The sequence below is a fragment of the Nitrosomonas supralitoralis genome (assembly GCF_003011925.2).
GTDB lineage: Bacteria > Pseudomonadota > Gammaproteobacteria > Burkholderiales > Nitrosomonadaceae > Nitrosomonas > Nitrosomonas supralitoralis.
Map to the genome: position 1 here is coordinate 1 of NZ_PXXU01000065.1, position 16,556 is coordinate 16,556.

Genomic DNA, 16,556 nt, shown 5'->3' on the forward strand with positions numbered 1-16,556 from the left:
GAATTATCAGAATATGCGGGAGAAATTGCGCGTCTGGAAAAGGAATTGGAACAAAGCCAAAGGATCATTACAGAAATCGAAACGCGACTTTCCGCCGTTACAACCCAGATTTCAGAACTCACCACACAGAATATCGCGCTCGAAACGCGCCTCTCTGATCGTGAAAACGAACTGGAGCGCTTGCGATCTGATTATAAAAAATTACAAGCTGAGCTTATTGTGATAGCAAAAACAAATGCCAAACAAAACAAATAAAGCCGCCTGGTGTTAACTTTGTATCTTCTGATTAGAAGGCAATTATCCTGTTCGCGCTGGCTCACCAAAACTTAGGAGTGGTTGAAACTATCATTAATTCGGTTTAAGAGCAAGAATGGTCAGAGCGGCTCCGGTTTTTTGGTCTTCCAGAGATTTCATGGGGACTGGCGGTTGATTATGCAGGATGGATCGAGCTGGGAGAAATCAGTTAATAAGAAGCAAAATGGCCGCACCTCGTTTGAGAATCCCTATTTTTTGCCTGCGACACAGCCGCGCCTTATTGCCAAACACCCTCAGCGTATTGCTGGAAGCCGGCAGATTAAGCAGATTGACTGCGTTTACGGTTAATGTGTTGTCGCTCTTGTTGCCATTTAGGGAGATCTTATTATTTTTTTTATTTTGCCTTTAAAGCCAGCCAAGTTGCTGTTTTTCCACTGCAAAAATATCGCTGCCGCTACTGCCATCCGCAATTTTAAAATCGAGGGCGTGCACCAGCATATTCTCTTCGCCCGCGTTGCCAGGAAACACATCTGCCTCGCCGCGACCAAGCATCCTGTCGTCATCGGCATCGGCCAATTTGTCGTATTCGGAAACTTTGATTGGAGGTAAGCTATTTAAGAGTTTTTATATCTCCAATGATTTTGATATATTTATATATAACAATTATGAATACAAGGGAATTATAAAATGGCAACGACAAGTTTAAGTCTGGGTGGGCATTGGGAAGCGTTCATAAAAAATGAGATAGCAAGCGGTCGGTACGGCTCGGCGAGCGAGGTTGTTCGTGATGCACTACGTAAAAGGGAAGAACATAAAAGTAAAATGGAAGCTCTTCGTATCCATTTGAGAGAAGGTGCGGCGCAAGCAGAGCGTGAAGAATTCGTTAATAATTATTCTATTGAGGACGTTATTGGAGAACTGAACGCTGAAAAATGACCCGCGCTTTCCGAATTACCACCCGCGCGCATGAAGATTTTAAGAGTATTGGGCGTTTTACGTTGCTTATGTGTAAAAGGAATAAGCGAAACAGCTACTTGCATGACCTTGGTAAGCGTTTTGCATGGCTGGCTCAGAATCCCAAGTTAGGCAATCATCGTTCTGATATTGAAGATGGTTATGATTGCTATTTACAGGGAGCGCATTTGATTTTTTTATACAATCAGCAAGGACATTAGAATATTATCGGCTTGCCTCATCAAGTTATGGACATACTAAATTATTTTGATGACTCTCATTTCAATTAATAAACAATAGTATTCTCTCAGACAGAGAAATCAAAGCATAGATAAAGGTTTCTTGAAATGTTTTTTGCGCTGTAGTCGAACAGAGCCAAACGGTAGATTTTTCATGAGAGAAAACCTGTTATGGCCACAGCCAGCTGGTTTTTTTTAAAAGCGATGCGTAGGAACGGAGATCAGGAAAAGTTCGCGATGGATAAGGGTGGTTCCAACAAAGCAAATATTGAACAAAGATTAAAAGAGATTGACGCCAGATTTTCAATACAATAGGTTTAAATATAGTCCGATTTTGTCTCACAGGGAATAATAGATGCCGCAGCAAAATTGGAACGAAACAACATATAAAGAACACGCTTCATTCGTTCCAGCCTTAGCTAATGATGTTATAGGTTTGCTGAAACCCCGGAAAGGAGAAAGAATCCTTGATGTAGGTTGCGGTGATGGAGTATTAACTCTAAAAATTCAAGAAAAAGGTTGTTCGGTGATAGGAGTTGATTCCAGTATGAGTATGGTTGAAACAGCTATAAATCGTGGGATTGAAGCTTATGTAATCGATGCGCACGACTTAAACTACCAGAATGAATTCGATGCTATTTTTAGCAATGCCGCATTGCATTGGTTAATACATCCAGTGAAAGTAATTAAAAATATGTATTCTGCTTTAAAGTTAAATGGTCGGTTTGTTGCCGAGTTCGGTGGTGACGGAAATATTGCCGCTTTGCTAAAGGCAATGCAAGATGTTTTTGAAGAAAATAAGGAGTTTGGCGAATTTACTATGCCATGGTTTTTTCCTTCTGCTGATGAATACAAATGTCTACTTGAGAAAGAAGGTTTTAAAGTTAATTACATAGAACTTATTCCAAGGCCCACGCCGCTTAAAAGTGGCATAGAAAAATGGTTGGAGATATTTGCAGAAGGAATTACAAGTCATTTAAGTGCAGAGCAAAAAAATACTTTTATGATCGCTGTTAAAGATAAACTAATTACTTCTTTATATACAGAAAAAGCTGGGTGGATTGCTGATTATGTCAGACTACGGTTTGCGGCCACAAAGACATAACATCGTTTAAGTTAGTGTTTGCAAAAGGCTGCTCGATATTTCGATGCTTTGATTGAGCGTTTTAATTACATGCAGAGAATATAAACTTAGATATAAGTTCAGGCGAGCTTGCAGCTAAATTTAAGGCGATTTCTCGATAGTTTCCAGTTGCTTTCTTCTAAAACAGATAATGAGATTATGATTGTTAGTGTATAAGACGAAGAAATGGTTTTAGAGCGCCATCTCACGGGATAAGTTAGTATAAATGTCACAATATTGCTAATGGATCATTGTTAACTGGAATTATTTGCTGATATAAATTTGATAAAAATAAAGTTTTTAGGCGACCAATGCAGAAGCTGCAAAAAAGTTATTGATTTATTACATTAAACCCTATTATATTGCCAATCATATCTTAAACTAATAACAGGAGCATCACAATGAACAAAACTGAACTGATTGAAGCCGTTGCTACCCGCTCTAACACCAGTAAAGCGCAGACAACAGCCATGCTAAACGGATTGATCGAAGTTATTCAAGCAAAAATGGCAAGTGGGGACAATGTCCAGTTAGTAGGATTTGGTACTTTTTCAGTGACAGAACGCGCGGGTAGGGAAGGGCGCAATCCAGCAACGGGTAAATCCTTAACCATTCCGGCCAAAAAAGTTGTTAAATTCAAGCCGGGCACTGTTTTAGCAGAAGCAGTTGCGGATGCAAAAGAGAAATAAATTGAATCACCCTAATATTTCTTGAGACTTTTTTGTTTGATGCAGGATGCATCAGCAAACTCCTCCAATTGGCGATAATTTGCCATTTCAAGTTCTGCCGTGGAATATTTCCAATTGGTTCAAGTAACCGGGGATTGTTGAATCAGTCAACCCATTCCACGGTGGGGAATTCTACTTCTTTAATATTGGGCCAGGAAGCGACACTAAGTTTGTTTTTGTTGCTACGTCGGTTTGCTATTAACGCTGAATCTGGCTAATCAAGGTGAAAATAACGCGACTGTTGAACCTGGTTGGGTTTACGTATTGGCAATACTGGGTTTCCCGCTCCGTTGTTAGAAAATTTACATACATCAACTTCCCAAAAGACCAGTAGCAATATCTAAAAAGTAGGTTTCGTAATGTCTACAAATTTATAAATTAATGAACAGGCTTACCAGCCATTAATATAATGTCTATTATATCGTTTTTTTCTATATTAATGCACAGTTGTTCTATTAATCGATTAAGGAGACAGTTTCTAGCTTATGAGACTCTTTGGTTATGCTCGGGTATCCACGAGCCAGCAATCTCTCGATATTCAGATCAAGGCACTCAGAGAAGTAGGGGTTGAGAAGAATCGTATTTTTGCGGATAAGGCTTCTGGCAGTCATGTTAATCGCGATGGATTGAGCTTGCTGCGGGTTAAAGTTGAACATGGTGATGTTATTCTGGTTAAGAAACTGGATCGTTTGGGTCGAGATACAGCCGACATGATCTCCTTAATAAAAGAGTTCGATAACCTGGGTGTTGCCATTCGTTTTTTAGACGATGGCATCAGCACTGAAGGTGCAATGGGTAAAATGGTTGTCACGATTTTATCGGCTGTTGCTCAAGCAGAGCGCCAAAGATACTTGAGCGAACTAATGAAGGGCGTGTAGAAGCTAAAATTAGGGGAGTAAAATTTGGTCGGAAACGGACTGTTGATCGAGAAAAAGCATTGGCTTTGAAAAATAAGGGCGTTGGTGCTACTGATATTGCTAGAAACCTGGGAATAGGGCGGTCAACGGTCTATAAAATACTCAAAGAACATGACACTATTTAAAAGATTTTTATTTTATCTCTTTCTTACTTTTACCTTTTCGAAGGGATGGGCAAAAATAGCCAATATTGCATTCTTTGAAACTCCCGAATTTAAGCGTAAAAAAGAACTAGATTTCACGAGTTGAAGAATATCAATTTTTCATTAATATTTAGTTAGTTAGTAATTTTCATATGGTGCGTTACGTACCTTTATGCAGAATAACCCGAAGTTGATCTGGTTTTCGGTAATATCGTTCAAAGTCAGTCGGCAATTAAGCTTACTTCTAATCAAGGAATTAATGGAGATTTCTATGAATAAAATACCCGATGGATATACATCCATAACACCATTTATTGTGTTTGATGACACGACAGCAGCTATTAAATTTTACAAGCAGGCCCTGAATGCAGAAGTTAATATGAGCATGCCATTATCTGACGGCACCATAATGTATGCTGAACTGCAAATTGGTAGCGCTAAATTAATGATTGGCGCGCCATGTTGTGAAGCGGAAGGGGGAGAGAAAACCAAATCGGCCCAATCTCTCGGCGGCTCTCCTGTCTCATTTTATGTTTATGTTGAAGATGTGCAAACGGCCTTTGACCAAGCAAATACTGCTGGTATGACAGTGAAGAAAACGATTGAAGATATGTTTTGGGGTGATCGAATGGGGACACTCACAGACCCATTTGGATTAGAGTGGACAATTGCAGAACATGTGCGCGATGTTTCTCCGGCAGAAATGGAAGAAGCGATGCAGAGAATGGCCTGCTAACTGGTCGAGTTCTTGAACTTCCACTAATGACCGATTCCTGTAATTCGTGAGAATAATTCCCGAGTATTTTAGTCAGTTGACCGGAATCGACCCAGACTGTGTGAAAACTCGACTTCAATTTGTGGTCTTAAAATTAGACCTTGCAAATTGTCGTATAAGCGACGATCTCACTACGACCAATGCAATTTGATGCCTATAATTTGCTAACTTGAAATACTTCCAGAGTTTTCACACAGTCTGGGCCCAAAGCAGACGATGGTAAATCCAAATTTGTTAACGGGTCGAATAAAAAAATAGTGCAAAGATAACTTGTTTGCTACAATTGAGTACACAATTGCGTGCACTAAATGGAGGTTTTCATGACTCATCGTATCGGCGTAAGAGAACTGCGCGAGAAGTTATCATTGTTTCTCGAATCAAATGAAACCATTGAAGTTACAAGACACGGGCAAACCATCGGCTTCTTTATTCCCGTTCCAAAACGGCCAGGACAAGCTCAGCGTGAGGCACTTTTGGAAGCAGGGAAGCGCATGGATGATGAATTAGTCCGGTTGGGTCTCCAAGAAGATGACCTGCTGGAGGAATTTAGACAGTGGCGGGATCAGCGATCACATGCAACATAAGCGTTTAGTCATTGATGCAAATATTCTTATTCGTGCTGTATTGGGTCGTCGAGCTAGATATTTGATTGAGCATTACTGCGAATCAGTTGCTTTCTACACGGCAGAGGCAAATGCCGCAGAAGCGGAATTTTATCTCACAACGGAACTAGCCACCAAACATAACTTGAGTGAATCAGTCTGGCGTCCAGTGTATATGGGCATATTGAATACTGTTCAAATTATTTCTGACGGTATCTTAATTGAAGTGGAAAGTAAGGCAAAATCACGCATTGCATCACGCGATGTGAACGATTGGCCTGTTGTGGCCGCAGCGCTCTTACTCGACTGCCCTGTATGGACTGAAGACAAGGATTTTTTTGGCACAGGCGTTGCTACCTGGACAACTGCCACCGTGGAATTGTATCTTGCTGATATTTAACTGATAATTTCTTGGAATGACATGGCATCTACCGACTCTATTCATAAGAAATTTTTGGACCTGAAATTGAATATATTGCCGCACCAAAAAGTACAGTATAAGAAGATCGATACTTATGTTATTTAAATTTTAGTGATATGCAAATTAGTGCATACGCCAGCCCACCAACCCTTTGCTGCCCTTAAACTTGTCAATGTCTTTCTCGCCAGACAACAAAAATTGCAATAAAGACTTGTTCTGAAATCGACAGGTTTGTGTAACGCTTAGGAGCCTCAAATAATGAGGTGTTGATTCTTTGCCAAAGGACCCTGAAATCTTTCTTTGAACTGCTATATGTCTTAATGCCCTTTCTGCTGCATTATTGTTCCATGGAATGCCTTCTATATCGAGAAAAACAAACAGTCTTTCTCGATATTTTTGAAATCGTTTTTGAAAAGTCTGAGTAACATCTGATGTGTACGTTTTATTATTAATAAAATTCTTATAAAAACTATCTACATTTGATCTAAATTTACGTAAATGCCTAATTTTCAATCCGTACTTTTCCACAGCCTGAAGAATTGGAGTGATCAACGCTCCAACTGCACAGACGAAATTCTCGAATTCAGCATCAAAAGGTGATTTGCGGAGATTTTCATTTAGATCACGAATCAAATGTGCCCAACATTTCTGCTGCAAGCAAGGAACTGAATCATAACCTCCGTAAAAATCTGAGCAAAGTACACCTTTATAGCCTCCAAGAAATTCGTGAACTATTGTTGCTTCCCTATTCTCGGATAACTTAAAAATTACATGCGTGCCATCTGTGATTACCCAAACATATTGCGATGCACCTCTGATGTTAATGGTGGTCTCATCCATATGTATGAATGGATTCTTCAAAATTTGTTTAAGCAACTTCTGTTCAGTTTCTGAGTAGAAGGCGGAAAGGTTCAAAAATAGCTCAACAATAGTGCCTTGGGAGACATACTCTCCAAAGCTATCCTCAATTAATTGCGCTATTTTGTTAAAAGGAAGGCGCATTGCTAATCTTTGATAACTTACCCATGCTATAAAGCCCTGCCCATACATTTTCCCAACTCCAAGCTTTCGAATTTGTGGGGGGTCGTATTTGTGATGGCATGCCGTACAATTTCCTTTCTTGCCGATGTACCGGATAATATTTTTTTTAATTCCTCTTGTTGTAAAAATTAAATCAAAAATCGTTCGTGAAGTTTCAATTTGTGTTGGCTTAAACTTACGGCCAGGATGCTTTGGGCATATGCGGCCCTGTCTGACATGAACAATCTTATTGTCTTTTCTACCTTTCGAAATTAGTAGTTTTTTCTTATTGTCGCCACTGTCATCAGTAGCTGTTATCACACTGCCTTTATTTTTAAGCCTAATTTTCTTTTGCTCATACGTTCCGTGAGCCGAGAGTAGAATATTTGATAGCTGTTTTGAAAGATTTGATGCCGATTCCGGCATAGAGCCGCCTTCATTATCTGCAAACCTAATCTGTTCTGAATGTGCGGCATCGGCGGAGATTTCCCTAAGATATTCTGTTAGTCCTTTGAGGTTCAAACAATCTTCAATATTATATGTTTGTAATAAATTTCGATAGATATCATCTTTGCTTTGATCGTATTCGTGCCGCCAGACAATGGATTGCAAACCTGATGCGTTTGGTGAACTCCAAGGCAAACCTAAATAATTGCAAATGTCTTTTAAACAATTCGAATAAACAGGGAAGTATAATTTCCCATAAATGCAAGTGTTGATGTTAAAGAGTCTTTCAACAATTGTTTTGGTTGGAGTTTCATATCTTTTTCCAAGGGTTAAAATTGCTTTGTTTTCAAAACTGCCATAATGAAACAATGGAGAATTACCATATTGCGCGATGATAGAGACAAAATCTTTCCATGCTGCTTCTTCGTTTTTTTTTGAAGTCGCCCAAAATTGAAAATTATCTTGTTTTCCTGCCTGGCAGACGACTAGTCCAAATAAATAGAAAAAGCTTTCATCCGGCAAGCATTCAAAATCGATGAATATTTCAACGTCATGTTTTGGAATTTCAACCAGCTTGTCTTGAATGTAAATGTTGCCAGTTCGTAATGCGAGCGCTTGAAGCTCATATTTATGAACAACGCGTTCCAAACGTGAACGTCGCCATCTCTTGCGGGGACGGTAAAGAAAGGAAAGTTGCTTAATAGTGAAAATACCTTTTTTTTCGAATTTCAGTATTTGTTTTTTTGAGATACCACCAAGAAGAGAAAGATTATCTTCTTGTAACGCAGTCTTTTTACACGCATGTTGGAACTCGCAATAAGGGCAATGTTTATTTAAAGTGACGGGGGGTGAATCGCTGTTTTGTGTCAACCATCCTTGAAGAGTATCTATGATGGGTAAGTATTTTTGTAAATTAATAAATAATTTGAGTGCTATGGTTCTGCCATCAATAAGAATGACATGTCCATTGTCTGGCAAGTAACCCAAGCACTTTGAAAGTATATATCCGATGAATGAAAGTTCGGCTTTATCCTCTGGTTTAATTTTATTAAAACTTGAAAATATTATTGGCTCATAGCGCGATTTATCTAGACACAAGTCGTCGGGTACCTTGATTAAATTGACGTTTTTCATGGAAAATGATTTGTCAGATAAAGTAACGTTGGTGTATATGTCAATACCTTCCGTAAGTGCAAAGGAGGAAAATGATTCGATGATTAAATGATTGGAGATTGAATGGAGATAATTCTGGCGGGTAATATTCTTTAATGAATTTTGCATCTTTTCGTAGTCATTTGGCGCACTCAAGACAGATGAAAATATTAACAAGTAGGATTTTCGAGTGCACAAGTTGTACGCACGTATTGCATTTTCTGAGATTTGTAAATTATTGCTTTTCATTGTCATCACCATCGAGTTGATGAACTGGGTGAGATTTTTTAAATCATTATTTTATTTATTTGCAACAACTTCTCGTTTTTTCAGATAGATAAAAAGTGAATATATTCTAAGCTTATCTACATCAACTAAGCGTCCGCTTTTGGCCTACTACCGACTGTCAGCTTGTATCAAGCGTAATTTGGCGCGGGGCCAGATTACGTGTGAGCTATACCCTTTAAGTACTTTTCCACTGCGGCCCTAACTCCTTAATCGGGTTTCCCGTTCCATTGCTCCCTAAGCCCATATTTTACATAGTTAAAAACACGTAAAGAATAATGACAGCAGAAATTGACGTGATGAATGAGGCAATAATATTCAATATTGCGGTTTGTCTTGATGTTGCCATTGTTTTGGATGCTTCATGAAATCCGGCATTCAAATCGGCTTTCCAGCGCTCAATGATGATATTGGACTGTTCTTCCATTACGCGCGCAATTTCTGTTTTGCTGGTTTCTATGGTTGAATTAAGAACGCGATCCGAATGATTTTTAGCTGCCATGGATAATTCAGAAACGATCAGCTCAATCTCTCCCTTGAAATTATCCAGTAAATCCTGCTGTGCAGTCGTGCTATCTTGAATCAGGCGCTCATTCAAGGTATGCAATATCATGACCGGATCATCTTTGGATAGGACAATCCCATGAATGGATGTAATCTGTTGAATGGCTTCATCCATTTTTGGCTCTCGTGCACTCATGCCAACACTTGTGATACACCCTCTAATTGCTTAAATAGATCGTCTTTAATTATTTTAAGCCGCTGGCGAACCATGATTAAAAGTTCTGGTTTTGCTATCGCCTCATCAAAAGTCAGTTTGTCCTGTAACATTTCCCTTAAATCACGACCGAAAGTTTCAAGCTTATATTCCGGGATAGTCACTATGGCCGATATGCGGCTTTTATTATCAATATAAGCTTTCATAGCCTCAAATTTCTTGCCATTCATTTCAATCTTTCCCCAGAACTGGTTAAGCCAGACAATAAATGAAACATCAGTGGGAAATTGTTGAATAATTTTACTGAATCCATTGACGGTATCCGCCAATGATTGACCCCCTGTAATCACGGTATGGATAACCAACTCATGCCCCATTTCCCGAAGCATTGTAGAAACCTGATTGCTGATCAAATAATGCGATAAACCCACAAATGTGCTGGCGCCATTATCGATGATCACGTCCGACTTGCTTTTGGCGATTAACTCAACCAGATGATCAAATTTACGTGGATCGACATTATCACCGTCCATTAAATCCAGTCGCGTAACATTCAATTTCTTAAACCCATAAAAAGTGGCATTTACCGGATCGGTATCGATACAGAGAATATCTTTTTTCTTGGCGTAACAATGTTGTGCCAGTATGGATGCAATGAGAGATTTACCCACACCGCCTTTGCCCTGCAATATCATGTGTACTTTAGCCATTTGCATAACCCCTTCTAAGATATGTTGAATTTATAGTGCAGCTTTTAGATCACGTGGTAAATCTTTATGGGTACTGCGGGAACGATCATATTGATGCGGTAACTTTGGTTCTTGCCGCTTATTTTGGTTTGAATGATGAGTATTTCTTGATTTATATCGGTTAACAAAACTCAAAAAAGTTTGATAACACAACATCACTTTTTTTGTTTTTACCGTATCTATCAAATTATATCGTCAACGTTATAGTCAGCACTCCATTCAAATCCTTTGGGATTTCCAGTGTCAGGATATTTAGGGGACTTAGTAGAATCTGTATTTTCTTGTGCGGGTTCTAAATCTTTCTTATTCTCACTAAGCATTTCCTTATGGGTCTCGTCTGAACGATTATTTTGTTGTTCTTCTACTTCATTTTTTAGTTCGCTTTTTTTGGTACTTCTTTTATGCGATTTGTAATCCGTGTGTTTTTTAACTAACCGTAAAAACACCTGATAGCTGATTACCATCTTTCCTTCATCGTGTAATAGCTCCCAAATATCCTTAACTGACCATCCACTATTAATGGCCAGGTTAATTTGATCACGCAGCACCAGGAAGACAGCAAGGTTTCGTTTGGCATGAAGGGAGCCGCTTTTTGCCGTCTTCTCGGCAAGCCTTTCCAAGATATTCTTTTCCATTGTGCTAAAGAATATAACTAATCATTGATCAGGATACAACGCTTTAATAAGATCAATAGAGTATAAAGAATAATAAATAAATTAATGCAAATAACTTATTACCAATTATAAACGATTAAGACAATTATACATCAATAACCATTGATTATTGGTTATGGTGTTAATAAATGATTGAATAGGCACATACGTTGATGATACACTGATTGAAGAACAATTACTATATAACAGGGCAGGATATGTGATGTTAGCTAACAGATAAATCTGTCATCCAACATCACAAAACTCTTATTCGCACGATGTGCTCAACGATAATCCTGCTCTGCGAGGCAAGGGCAGAAAAGAGCAGCAGCAGCAAAAGCAAGCGCATAAGCAAAAGTCGAGACAAAACCCAATGGAAGAAACAAAAACAAAAACAGAACCCAAACCGAAAACAAAAAGAAAATACAAACTCCACCTAAGGGTTCCGGTAGAGGCGGAGGAGGGTGAAATCATCAAAGACCAAGCCGAGAAATGTGGCCTGAGCACTTCAGAGTATTTAAGAAAGTTAGGATTGGGCTATGAGCCCACCAGCATCGTCGATAACCAAAAGGTCAATGAGCTAGCAAAGATCAACGGTGATTTGGGCAGGCTAGGGGGGTTAATAAAGTTATGGTTAAGCGATGATCGGCGATCTGCGCACTTTGACAAGAAAACGATTAATGGCCTGTTAAAAGATATCGAAGAAACACGCACGCAGATGACAGAAGTTATGATGAAAGTCATCCACTCCAAAAAGTAACCACTTTGCGATATAGATTAAATAAAAACCATGATCGCCAAACACATTCCGATTAATTCACTGCGCAAAAGCAACTTTGCCGGACTGGTGAATTACATTGTTGATCCACAAAACAAGACTGAGCGCATCGGGATGGTGCGGGCGGTTAATTGTTATTCAGATCGTCCGGACTGCGTGATTGCGGAAGTATTGAATACCCAGCAGATGAACCGGCGCGCGAGTTCCGACAAAACCTATCATTTGGTTGTCAGTTTCCGCGATGATGAGCTATCCGAAGGTATTTTACAAAAGATAGAGGATCAACTCTGTGAAGGTCTCGGGTTTGGTGAACACCAACGACTCAGTGTGGTGCATCATGACACCGACCATCTGCATATCCATATTGCGATCAATAAAATCCACCCTGAAAGGCTTACCATTCATAACCCGCATTATGACTATTCAATGATTGCTGAACTGTGTGAAAAGCTCGAACAGGATTATGGATTGACCCCCGACAATCACGAAACCAAAAAACGCGGTGCGCAGGGCCGATCCTCCAATATTGAATTCAAGGCTGGGGTGGAAAGTCTGATCGGCTGGATGCAGCAGGAATGCCTGGAACAGATTCAATCTGCTGTAAGCTGGAGTGAATTGCACCAGGTATTAACCGATCATGGGCTGGAATTGCGTGAGCGGGGAAATGGATTTGTATTTGTTTCCGGTAATGGGATTGGGGTTAAAGCCAGCTCTGTTGATCGAAGCTTATCGAAAGCCACTCTGGTTAAAAAACTCGGAGATTATGTCGGGCTTGATGGCACACCCAGCATAAACGGAACAAACAAACCCTCATCAAAGCACTATGAGCCTAAGCCGCTGCGTAACAAGCATGATACCGCCCGCCTTTATGCGCAATACAAGAAAGAACAAAATGAAGCGGCAATCTTCGGTGCGCAGCAATGGAAGCTATTGCGGGATAAAAAGCATCAAGCGATAGAATCAGCCCAACACAAAGCCAAGTTAAAACGTTTGCTGATCAAAAATGTGACTGCCGGCCGAATATCCAAAAAAATAATGCATGCGTCAGTTAATCAGGAATTAAAGCTGCGTATTGAAGCGATTAAAAAAGAGTATGCCGCTGCTTATCAAGATTCCAAGGCTAAAAATAGAAGAATGGACTGGCTAAGCTGGCTGGTGAAGGAATCCCGGCTGGGAAACCAGGAAGCTTTGGAGATATTACGCGCCAGAAAAGAGGGTAGGGCGGCGGAAAACCAGATAACTGGGGTACAAAAGCATGCGGACTCAGCGAAGGCAGATGTCATTGAGACAATTACCCGAACGGGCACGATTATATGCACGATTGGATCCACAGCGATTCGGGATGGGGGCAATGGCTTGGTGATTAGGGCCGGTGCAGCCAAGGACAAAATAGTGGGCATATTACAGGCGGCCATGGAGCAGTACGGTAACCAACTGACAATCAATGGGTCGGAATCTTTCCGTAAAAAAGTGGTTCAGGTTGCGATGGATGCCAAGCTGGATGTAACGTTTGAAGCACAAGATCATTCGATCCATCATTCGGTAAAACCGCATGTTCCTTTAACAAGTATCCGATCAACGCATAAAGGTAAAGGAAAGGGGAAAGGGCGGTCACGATGAATACTTCAAACCAGAATGCAGGCGGTCCTATGGCAAGAAGGGCGGCTCAGGGGAACAACCGGATGGTTCAGATGATGGCAGTTTTCTTCATGCTCGGTGGGGTACAGGCTGCAACGCAGTTTTTTGCCTACCGATTCCAGTATCAACCACAGCTGGGTGCGCATTTTAATCATATTTATGCGCCGTGGTCGATTATTGAATGGGCGGATCAATGGTATTTCAAGTATCCGGACATCTTTGATCAGTCGATGAGCATGGGTGTGCTGGTTTCGGGTGTTGGGCTGCTTCTGACACTGGTTGTCAGGATGGTGATAGATAATTCGGCGCGGCCGAACAGTAGCTTACATGGTTCAGCGCGTTGGGCGAACCGGGGCGATATCCAGGCTGCCCGATTGTTGCCGAAGAGAAACTCGTTTTTTAAGAAGCTATTTGCTAAGAAATCTCCACAGAATGATTTTGTTTATGTCGGTGCTTGGCAGGATGATCGGGGAGTCACGCACTATCTGAAACATAATGGAGCGGAACATGTTCTATGCTATGCACCGACCCGCTCTGGCAAGGGTGTCGGCCTGGTGATTCCAACGCTGCTTTCATGGGGACAGAGTGCAGTTATTACCGATCTTAAGGGTGAGCTTTGGTCGGTCACAGCCGGTTGGAGACAACAGCATGCTGGAAATAAAGTGATTCGCTTTGATCCTGCATCACCCAAAGGGAGCGCTTGTTGGAATCCATTGGATGAAGTCCGCATGCATGAAGGCTTCGAAGTAGGTGACGTACAGAATCTTGCGACCTTAATGGTTGATCCGGATGGCCGGGGATTAAATGATCATTGGCAGAAAACCAGTCAGGCATTACTGGTGGGTGTGATCCTGCATGTTTTGTATAAATCAATATATGACGGTACTGCGGCCTCATTACCTTATGTTGATGCCATACTTTCCGATCCTGAGCGCGATATTGGTGAGTTATGGATGGAAATGGCCACCTATCCTCATATCAATGGACAAAACCACCCAGTTGTTGGCTCCACGGCACGCGATATGCTGGATCGACCGACTGAAGAAGCCGGGTCGGTATTATCGAGCGCCAAATCATATTTAACCCTATACCGCGATCCGCTGGTTGCCAAAAATATCAGCCGTTCTGATTTTTTAATCCGTGATTTGATGCACCATGCAAGTCCGGTGAGTTTATACATTGTGACGCAGCCCAATGATAAGACACGGTTGCGGCCTTTGGTGCGGATCATGGCGAACATGATTGTGCGCAAACTGGCAGATCGGCTGGAATTTGAGAATGGGCAGCCGGTCGCGCATTATAAGCACCGGCTGTTGTTGATGCTGGATGAGTTTCCCAGTCTTGGAAAGTTGGAAATCTTTCAGGAATCCCTGGCGTATATTGCCGGTTACGGTATTAAAGCTTATTTGGTCTGCCAGGACATCAATCAGCTTAAAAGTCGTGAAACCGGATACGGCCACGATGAAGCGATCAGTTCCAATTGCCATATCCAGAATGCTTTTCCGCCGAACCGAATTGAAACAGCCGAACATTTATCCAAACTGACCGGGCAAACCACTGTCATCAAAGAGCAGATTACGACCAGCGGGAGACGGATAGGGATGATGCATGGCAATGTGACTCGAACCATGCAGGAAATCCAGCGTCCTTTACTCACACCGGATGAATGTTTACGCATGACTGGCCCGGAAAAAGATGAAAACGGCAGGATTACCCAGGCGGGTGACATGATCATTTATGTGGCGGGTTATCCGGCCATATACGGCAAGCAGCCGTTGTATTTCCAGGATCCTGTGTTTGCGGCGCGGGCGGCGATTGCTGTGCCTCTTTATAGTGACAAAATCGTCAAACAATCATGAAAAAAGGACTCCGTATCCTGGCTGGCAGTGTTTTGTCTGGCAGCATTGGCATATTCCTGTTGAGCATTGTTTTTCGTGTCAGCGGTATTTACTACAATAATACACCGAGCTTACCCGTGGGTTTTTACAAGATCATCGATGAACCGGTAGAACGCGGCGTGTATGTTTCCTTTTGTCCTCCGCAGGATGAAGTTTTTGAGATGGCTATGATGCGAAACATCATCAGCACGGATGGGGATGGTCATGAAATGCCGCAATATCGTTTAAAAGAGAAGGTGTTGAATGATTCTGAATATCTGCTGATGTCCGATGTCAATCCGAATTCTTTTGATGCACGGTATTTTGGGTTGATTGCACATGCGCAGATTCAGCATGTTGTTGAGCCGGTTTTTACTTGGGGTAATTAGATTTCTCAGCATGCACAATTGCATAATCTGGCCGTTAGTCAAAATATTAAATGGAGTATCATACTATATAGTATGATAGAGTTTATTTATAATAGTGTGAGTGTACTATGACACATCGAACGACCATTACACTTGATGATGAAAGCTTTGCATTTCTGAATAATATTGCCGGTGATAATCGTAGTGCTTATATCAACGAGCTTTTAAAACAGGAACACAAAAATTATCTGAAGCAAGCTTTGCTCAAGGCAAATCAGGAAGAAGCGCAGGACTCTGACTACCAGAAAGAATTAAAAGAATGGGATATAACCTTGCCCGATGGCCTCTCAAATGGCTGAGTTTAAGCAACTGGATATTTATTGGGTTGATCTGGAGCCAACCAAGGGAGCTGAAACTAAAAAGCTAAGACCGTGCATAATTGTTCAAGGCGACTTTGTGAATATCCAATCAAGAACTGTGATTGTGGCACCGATGCTACCCAACCATAAACCTTGGCCATTTGCCGTAAATCTGGTGCCAAGCAGTAATAATGGGCTAGATAAAGATCGGCATATTAATCTCAAGCAATTACGTGCGATTGATATCTCTCGAATTAGCAAAAAGCAAGGCAAGCTTGAGAAAGAATATCTACAATTGATCAAACAAGCTTTAGCAATAATATTTGATTTATAGTTATTCTTAATATTTACAGAA

Annotated in this window: 22 protein-coding genes; 17 read left to right on the plus strand and 5 right to left on the minus strand. The window is 41.0% G+C overall.

Annotation, left to right across the window (positions count from 1 at the left end; all coding sequences use genetic code 11):
• The coding region (locus C7H79_RS18065) for a hypothetical protein (protein WP_172592459.1) at positions 1-255 on the plus strand (255 nt) is incomplete at its 5' end.
• Between the two features lie 81 nt (positions 256-336).
• Entirely contained in the window at positions 337-603 is a 267-nt protein-coding gene (locus tag C7H79_RS14875) for a hypothetical protein (RefSeq protein WP_106708077.1), read from the plus strand.
• Positions 604-660: 57 nt separating this feature from the next.
• Here the strand turns inward: C7H79_RS14875 and C7H79_RS18070 are convergent, their stop codons facing one another.
• Positions 661-831, minus strand: coding sequence for a hypothetical protein (locus tag C7H79_RS18070; protein ID WP_172592460.1), 171 nt, complete (start codon positions 829-831; stop codon positions 661-663).
• Between the two features lie 111 nt (positions 832-942).
• On the opposite strand from C7H79_RS18070, the gene C7H79_RS14880 reads away from it, so the two are divergent.
• The 9 genes from C7H79_RS14880 to C7H79_RS14915 all read left to right on the plus strand — a co-directional run bounded on the left by C7H79_RS14880 (position 943) and on the right by C7H79_RS14915 (position 6,136).
• On the plus strand, positions 943-1,191 hold the full coding sequence (locus C7H79_RS14880; protein ID WP_106708079.1) for a type II toxin-antitoxin system ParD family antitoxin: 249 nt from the start codon (positions 943-945) through the stop codon (positions 1,189-1,191).
• Positions 1,188-1,430: a type II toxin-antitoxin system RelE/ParE family toxin gene (locus C7H79_RS14885; RefSeq protein WP_106708081.1), complete on the plus strand. Its 243-nt coding sequence runs from the start codon at positions 1,188-1,190 to the stop codon at positions 1,428-1,430. Before C7H79_RS14880 ends, C7H79_RS14885 begins: the two co-directional genes overlap by 4 nt.
• A gap of 373 nt (positions 1,431-1,803) precedes the next feature.
• A complete protein-coding gene (locus C7H79_RS14890; protein ID WP_106708083.1) occupies positions 1,804-2,553 on the plus strand; it encodes a class I SAM-dependent methyltransferase in 750 nt (249 codons plus the stop codon).
• Positions 2,554-2,972: 419 nt separating this feature from the next.
• Positions 2,973-3,260, plus strand: coding sequence for an HU family DNA-binding protein (locus tag C7H79_RS14895; RefSeq protein WP_106708084.1), 288 nt, complete (start codon positions 2,973-2,975; stop codon positions 3,258-3,260).
• Positions 3,261-3,784: 524 nt separating this feature from the next.
• Positions 3,785-4,177 carry a recombinase family protein gene (locus C7H79_RS14900; protein ID WP_445164653.1) on the plus strand — a complete coding sequence of 131 codons (393 nt, stop codon included), beginning with the start codon at positions 3,785-3,787 and terminating at the stop codon, positions 4,175-4,177.
• Between the two features lie 8 nt (positions 4,178-4,185).
• Complete coding sequence (locus C7H79_RS19695) at positions 4,186-4,341, plus strand: helix-turn-helix domain-containing protein (protein WP_445164654.1); 156 nt, start codon at positions 4,186-4,188, stop codon at positions 4,339-4,341.
• Between the two features lie 289 nt (positions 4,342-4,630).
• Positions 4,631-5,095 carry a VOC family protein gene (locus C7H79_RS14905; protein ID WP_106708085.1) on the plus strand — a complete coding sequence of 155 codons (465 nt, stop codon included), beginning with the start codon at positions 4,631-4,633 and terminating at the stop codon, positions 5,093-5,095.
• 359 nt (positions 5,096-5,454) lie between these two features.
• Entirely contained in the window at positions 5,455-5,718 is a 264-nt protein-coding gene (locus tag C7H79_RS14910) for a type II toxin-antitoxin system Phd/YefM family antitoxin (RefSeq protein WP_106708086.1), read from the plus strand.
• Entirely contained in the window at positions 5,708-6,136 is a 429-nt protein-coding gene (locus C7H79_RS14915) for a PIN domain-containing protein (protein WP_106708087.1), read from the plus strand. Before C7H79_RS14910 ends, C7H79_RS14915 begins: the two co-directional genes overlap by 11 nt.
• A gap of 144 nt (positions 6,137-6,280) precedes the next feature.
• Here the strand turns inward: C7H79_RS14915 and tnpC are convergent, their stop codons facing one another.
• The 4 genes from tnpC to C7H79_RS14935 form a co-directional block, all read right to left on the minus strand.
• On the minus strand, positions 6,281-9,025 hold the full coding sequence (gene tnpC / locus C7H79_RS14920) for an IS66 family transposase (protein ID WP_172592461.1): 2,745 nt from the start codon (positions 9,023-9,025) through the stop codon (positions 6,281-6,283).
• 286 nt (positions 9,026-9,311) lie between these two features.
• Positions 9,312-9,761 carry a conjugal transfer transcriptional regulator TraM gene (gene traM / locus C7H79_RS14925; protein ID WP_106708089.1) on the minus strand — a complete coding sequence of 150 codons (450 nt, stop codon included), beginning with the start codon at positions 9,759-9,761 and terminating at the stop codon, positions 9,312-9,314.
• Positions 9,758-10,489 carry a nucleotide-binding protein gene (locus C7H79_RS14930; RefSeq protein ID WP_106708090.1) on the minus strand — a complete coding sequence of 244 codons (732 nt, stop codon included), beginning with the start codon at positions 10,487-10,489 and terminating at the stop codon, positions 9,758-9,760. Before C7H79_RS14930 ends, traM begins: the two co-directional genes overlap by 4 nt.
• 221 nt (positions 10,490-10,710) lie before the next feature.
• Complete coding sequence (locus C7H79_RS14935) at positions 10,711-11,148, minus strand: TraK family protein (RefSeq protein ID WP_172592462.1); 438 nt, start codon at positions 11,146-11,148, stop codon at positions 10,711-10,713.
• Between the two features lie 313 nt (positions 11,149-11,461).
• Between C7H79_RS14935 and traJ the strand changes: the two genes are divergently transcribed.
• The 6 genes from traJ to C7H79_RS14965 all read left to right on the plus strand — a co-directional run bounded on the left by traJ (position 11,462) and on the right by C7H79_RS14965 (position 16,535).
• On the plus strand, positions 11,462-11,941 hold the full coding sequence (gene traJ / locus C7H79_RS14940; RefSeq protein ID WP_197714651.1) for a conjugal transfer transcriptional regulator TraJ: 480 nt from the start codon (positions 11,462-11,464) through the stop codon (positions 11,939-11,941).
• Between the two features lie 30 nt (positions 11,942-11,971).
• Positions 11,972-13,579 (plus strand): TraI/MobA(P) family conjugative relaxase, encoded by a 1,608-nt coding sequence (gene traI, locus C7H79_RS14945; protein ID WP_106708092.1) that lies wholly within the window; start codon positions 11,972-11,974, stop codon positions 13,577-13,579.
• Positions 13,576-15,456 carry a type IV secretory system conjugative DNA transfer family protein gene (locus C7H79_RS14950; RefSeq protein ID WP_106708093.1) on the plus strand — a complete coding sequence of 627 codons (1,881 nt, stop codon included), beginning with the start codon at positions 13,576-13,578 and terminating at the stop codon, positions 15,454-15,456. The genes traI and C7H79_RS14950 overlap by 4 nt, the downstream gene beginning before the upstream one ends.
• On the plus strand, positions 15,453-15,863 hold the full coding sequence (locus C7H79_RS14955) for a S26 family signal peptidase (protein ID WP_106708094.1): 411 nt from the start codon (positions 15,453-15,455) through the stop codon (positions 15,861-15,863). The genes C7H79_RS14950 and C7H79_RS14955 overlap by 4 nt, the downstream gene beginning before the upstream one ends.
• Positions 15,864-15,970: 107 nt before the next feature.
• Positions 15,971-16,201, plus strand: a complete 231-nt coding sequence (gene mazE, locus C7H79_RS14960; RefSeq protein ID WP_106708095.1) for a type II toxin-antitoxin system MazE family antitoxin — start codon at positions 15,971-15,973, stop codon at positions 16,199-16,201.
• Positions 16,194-16,535: a type II toxin-antitoxin system PemK/MazF family toxin gene (locus C7H79_RS14965; protein ID WP_106708096.1), complete on the plus strand. Its 342-nt coding sequence runs from the start codon at positions 16,194-16,196 to the stop codon at positions 16,533-16,535. Before mazE ends, C7H79_RS14965 begins: the two co-directional genes overlap by 8 nt.
• Positions 16,536-16,556: the final 21 nt, after the last annotated feature.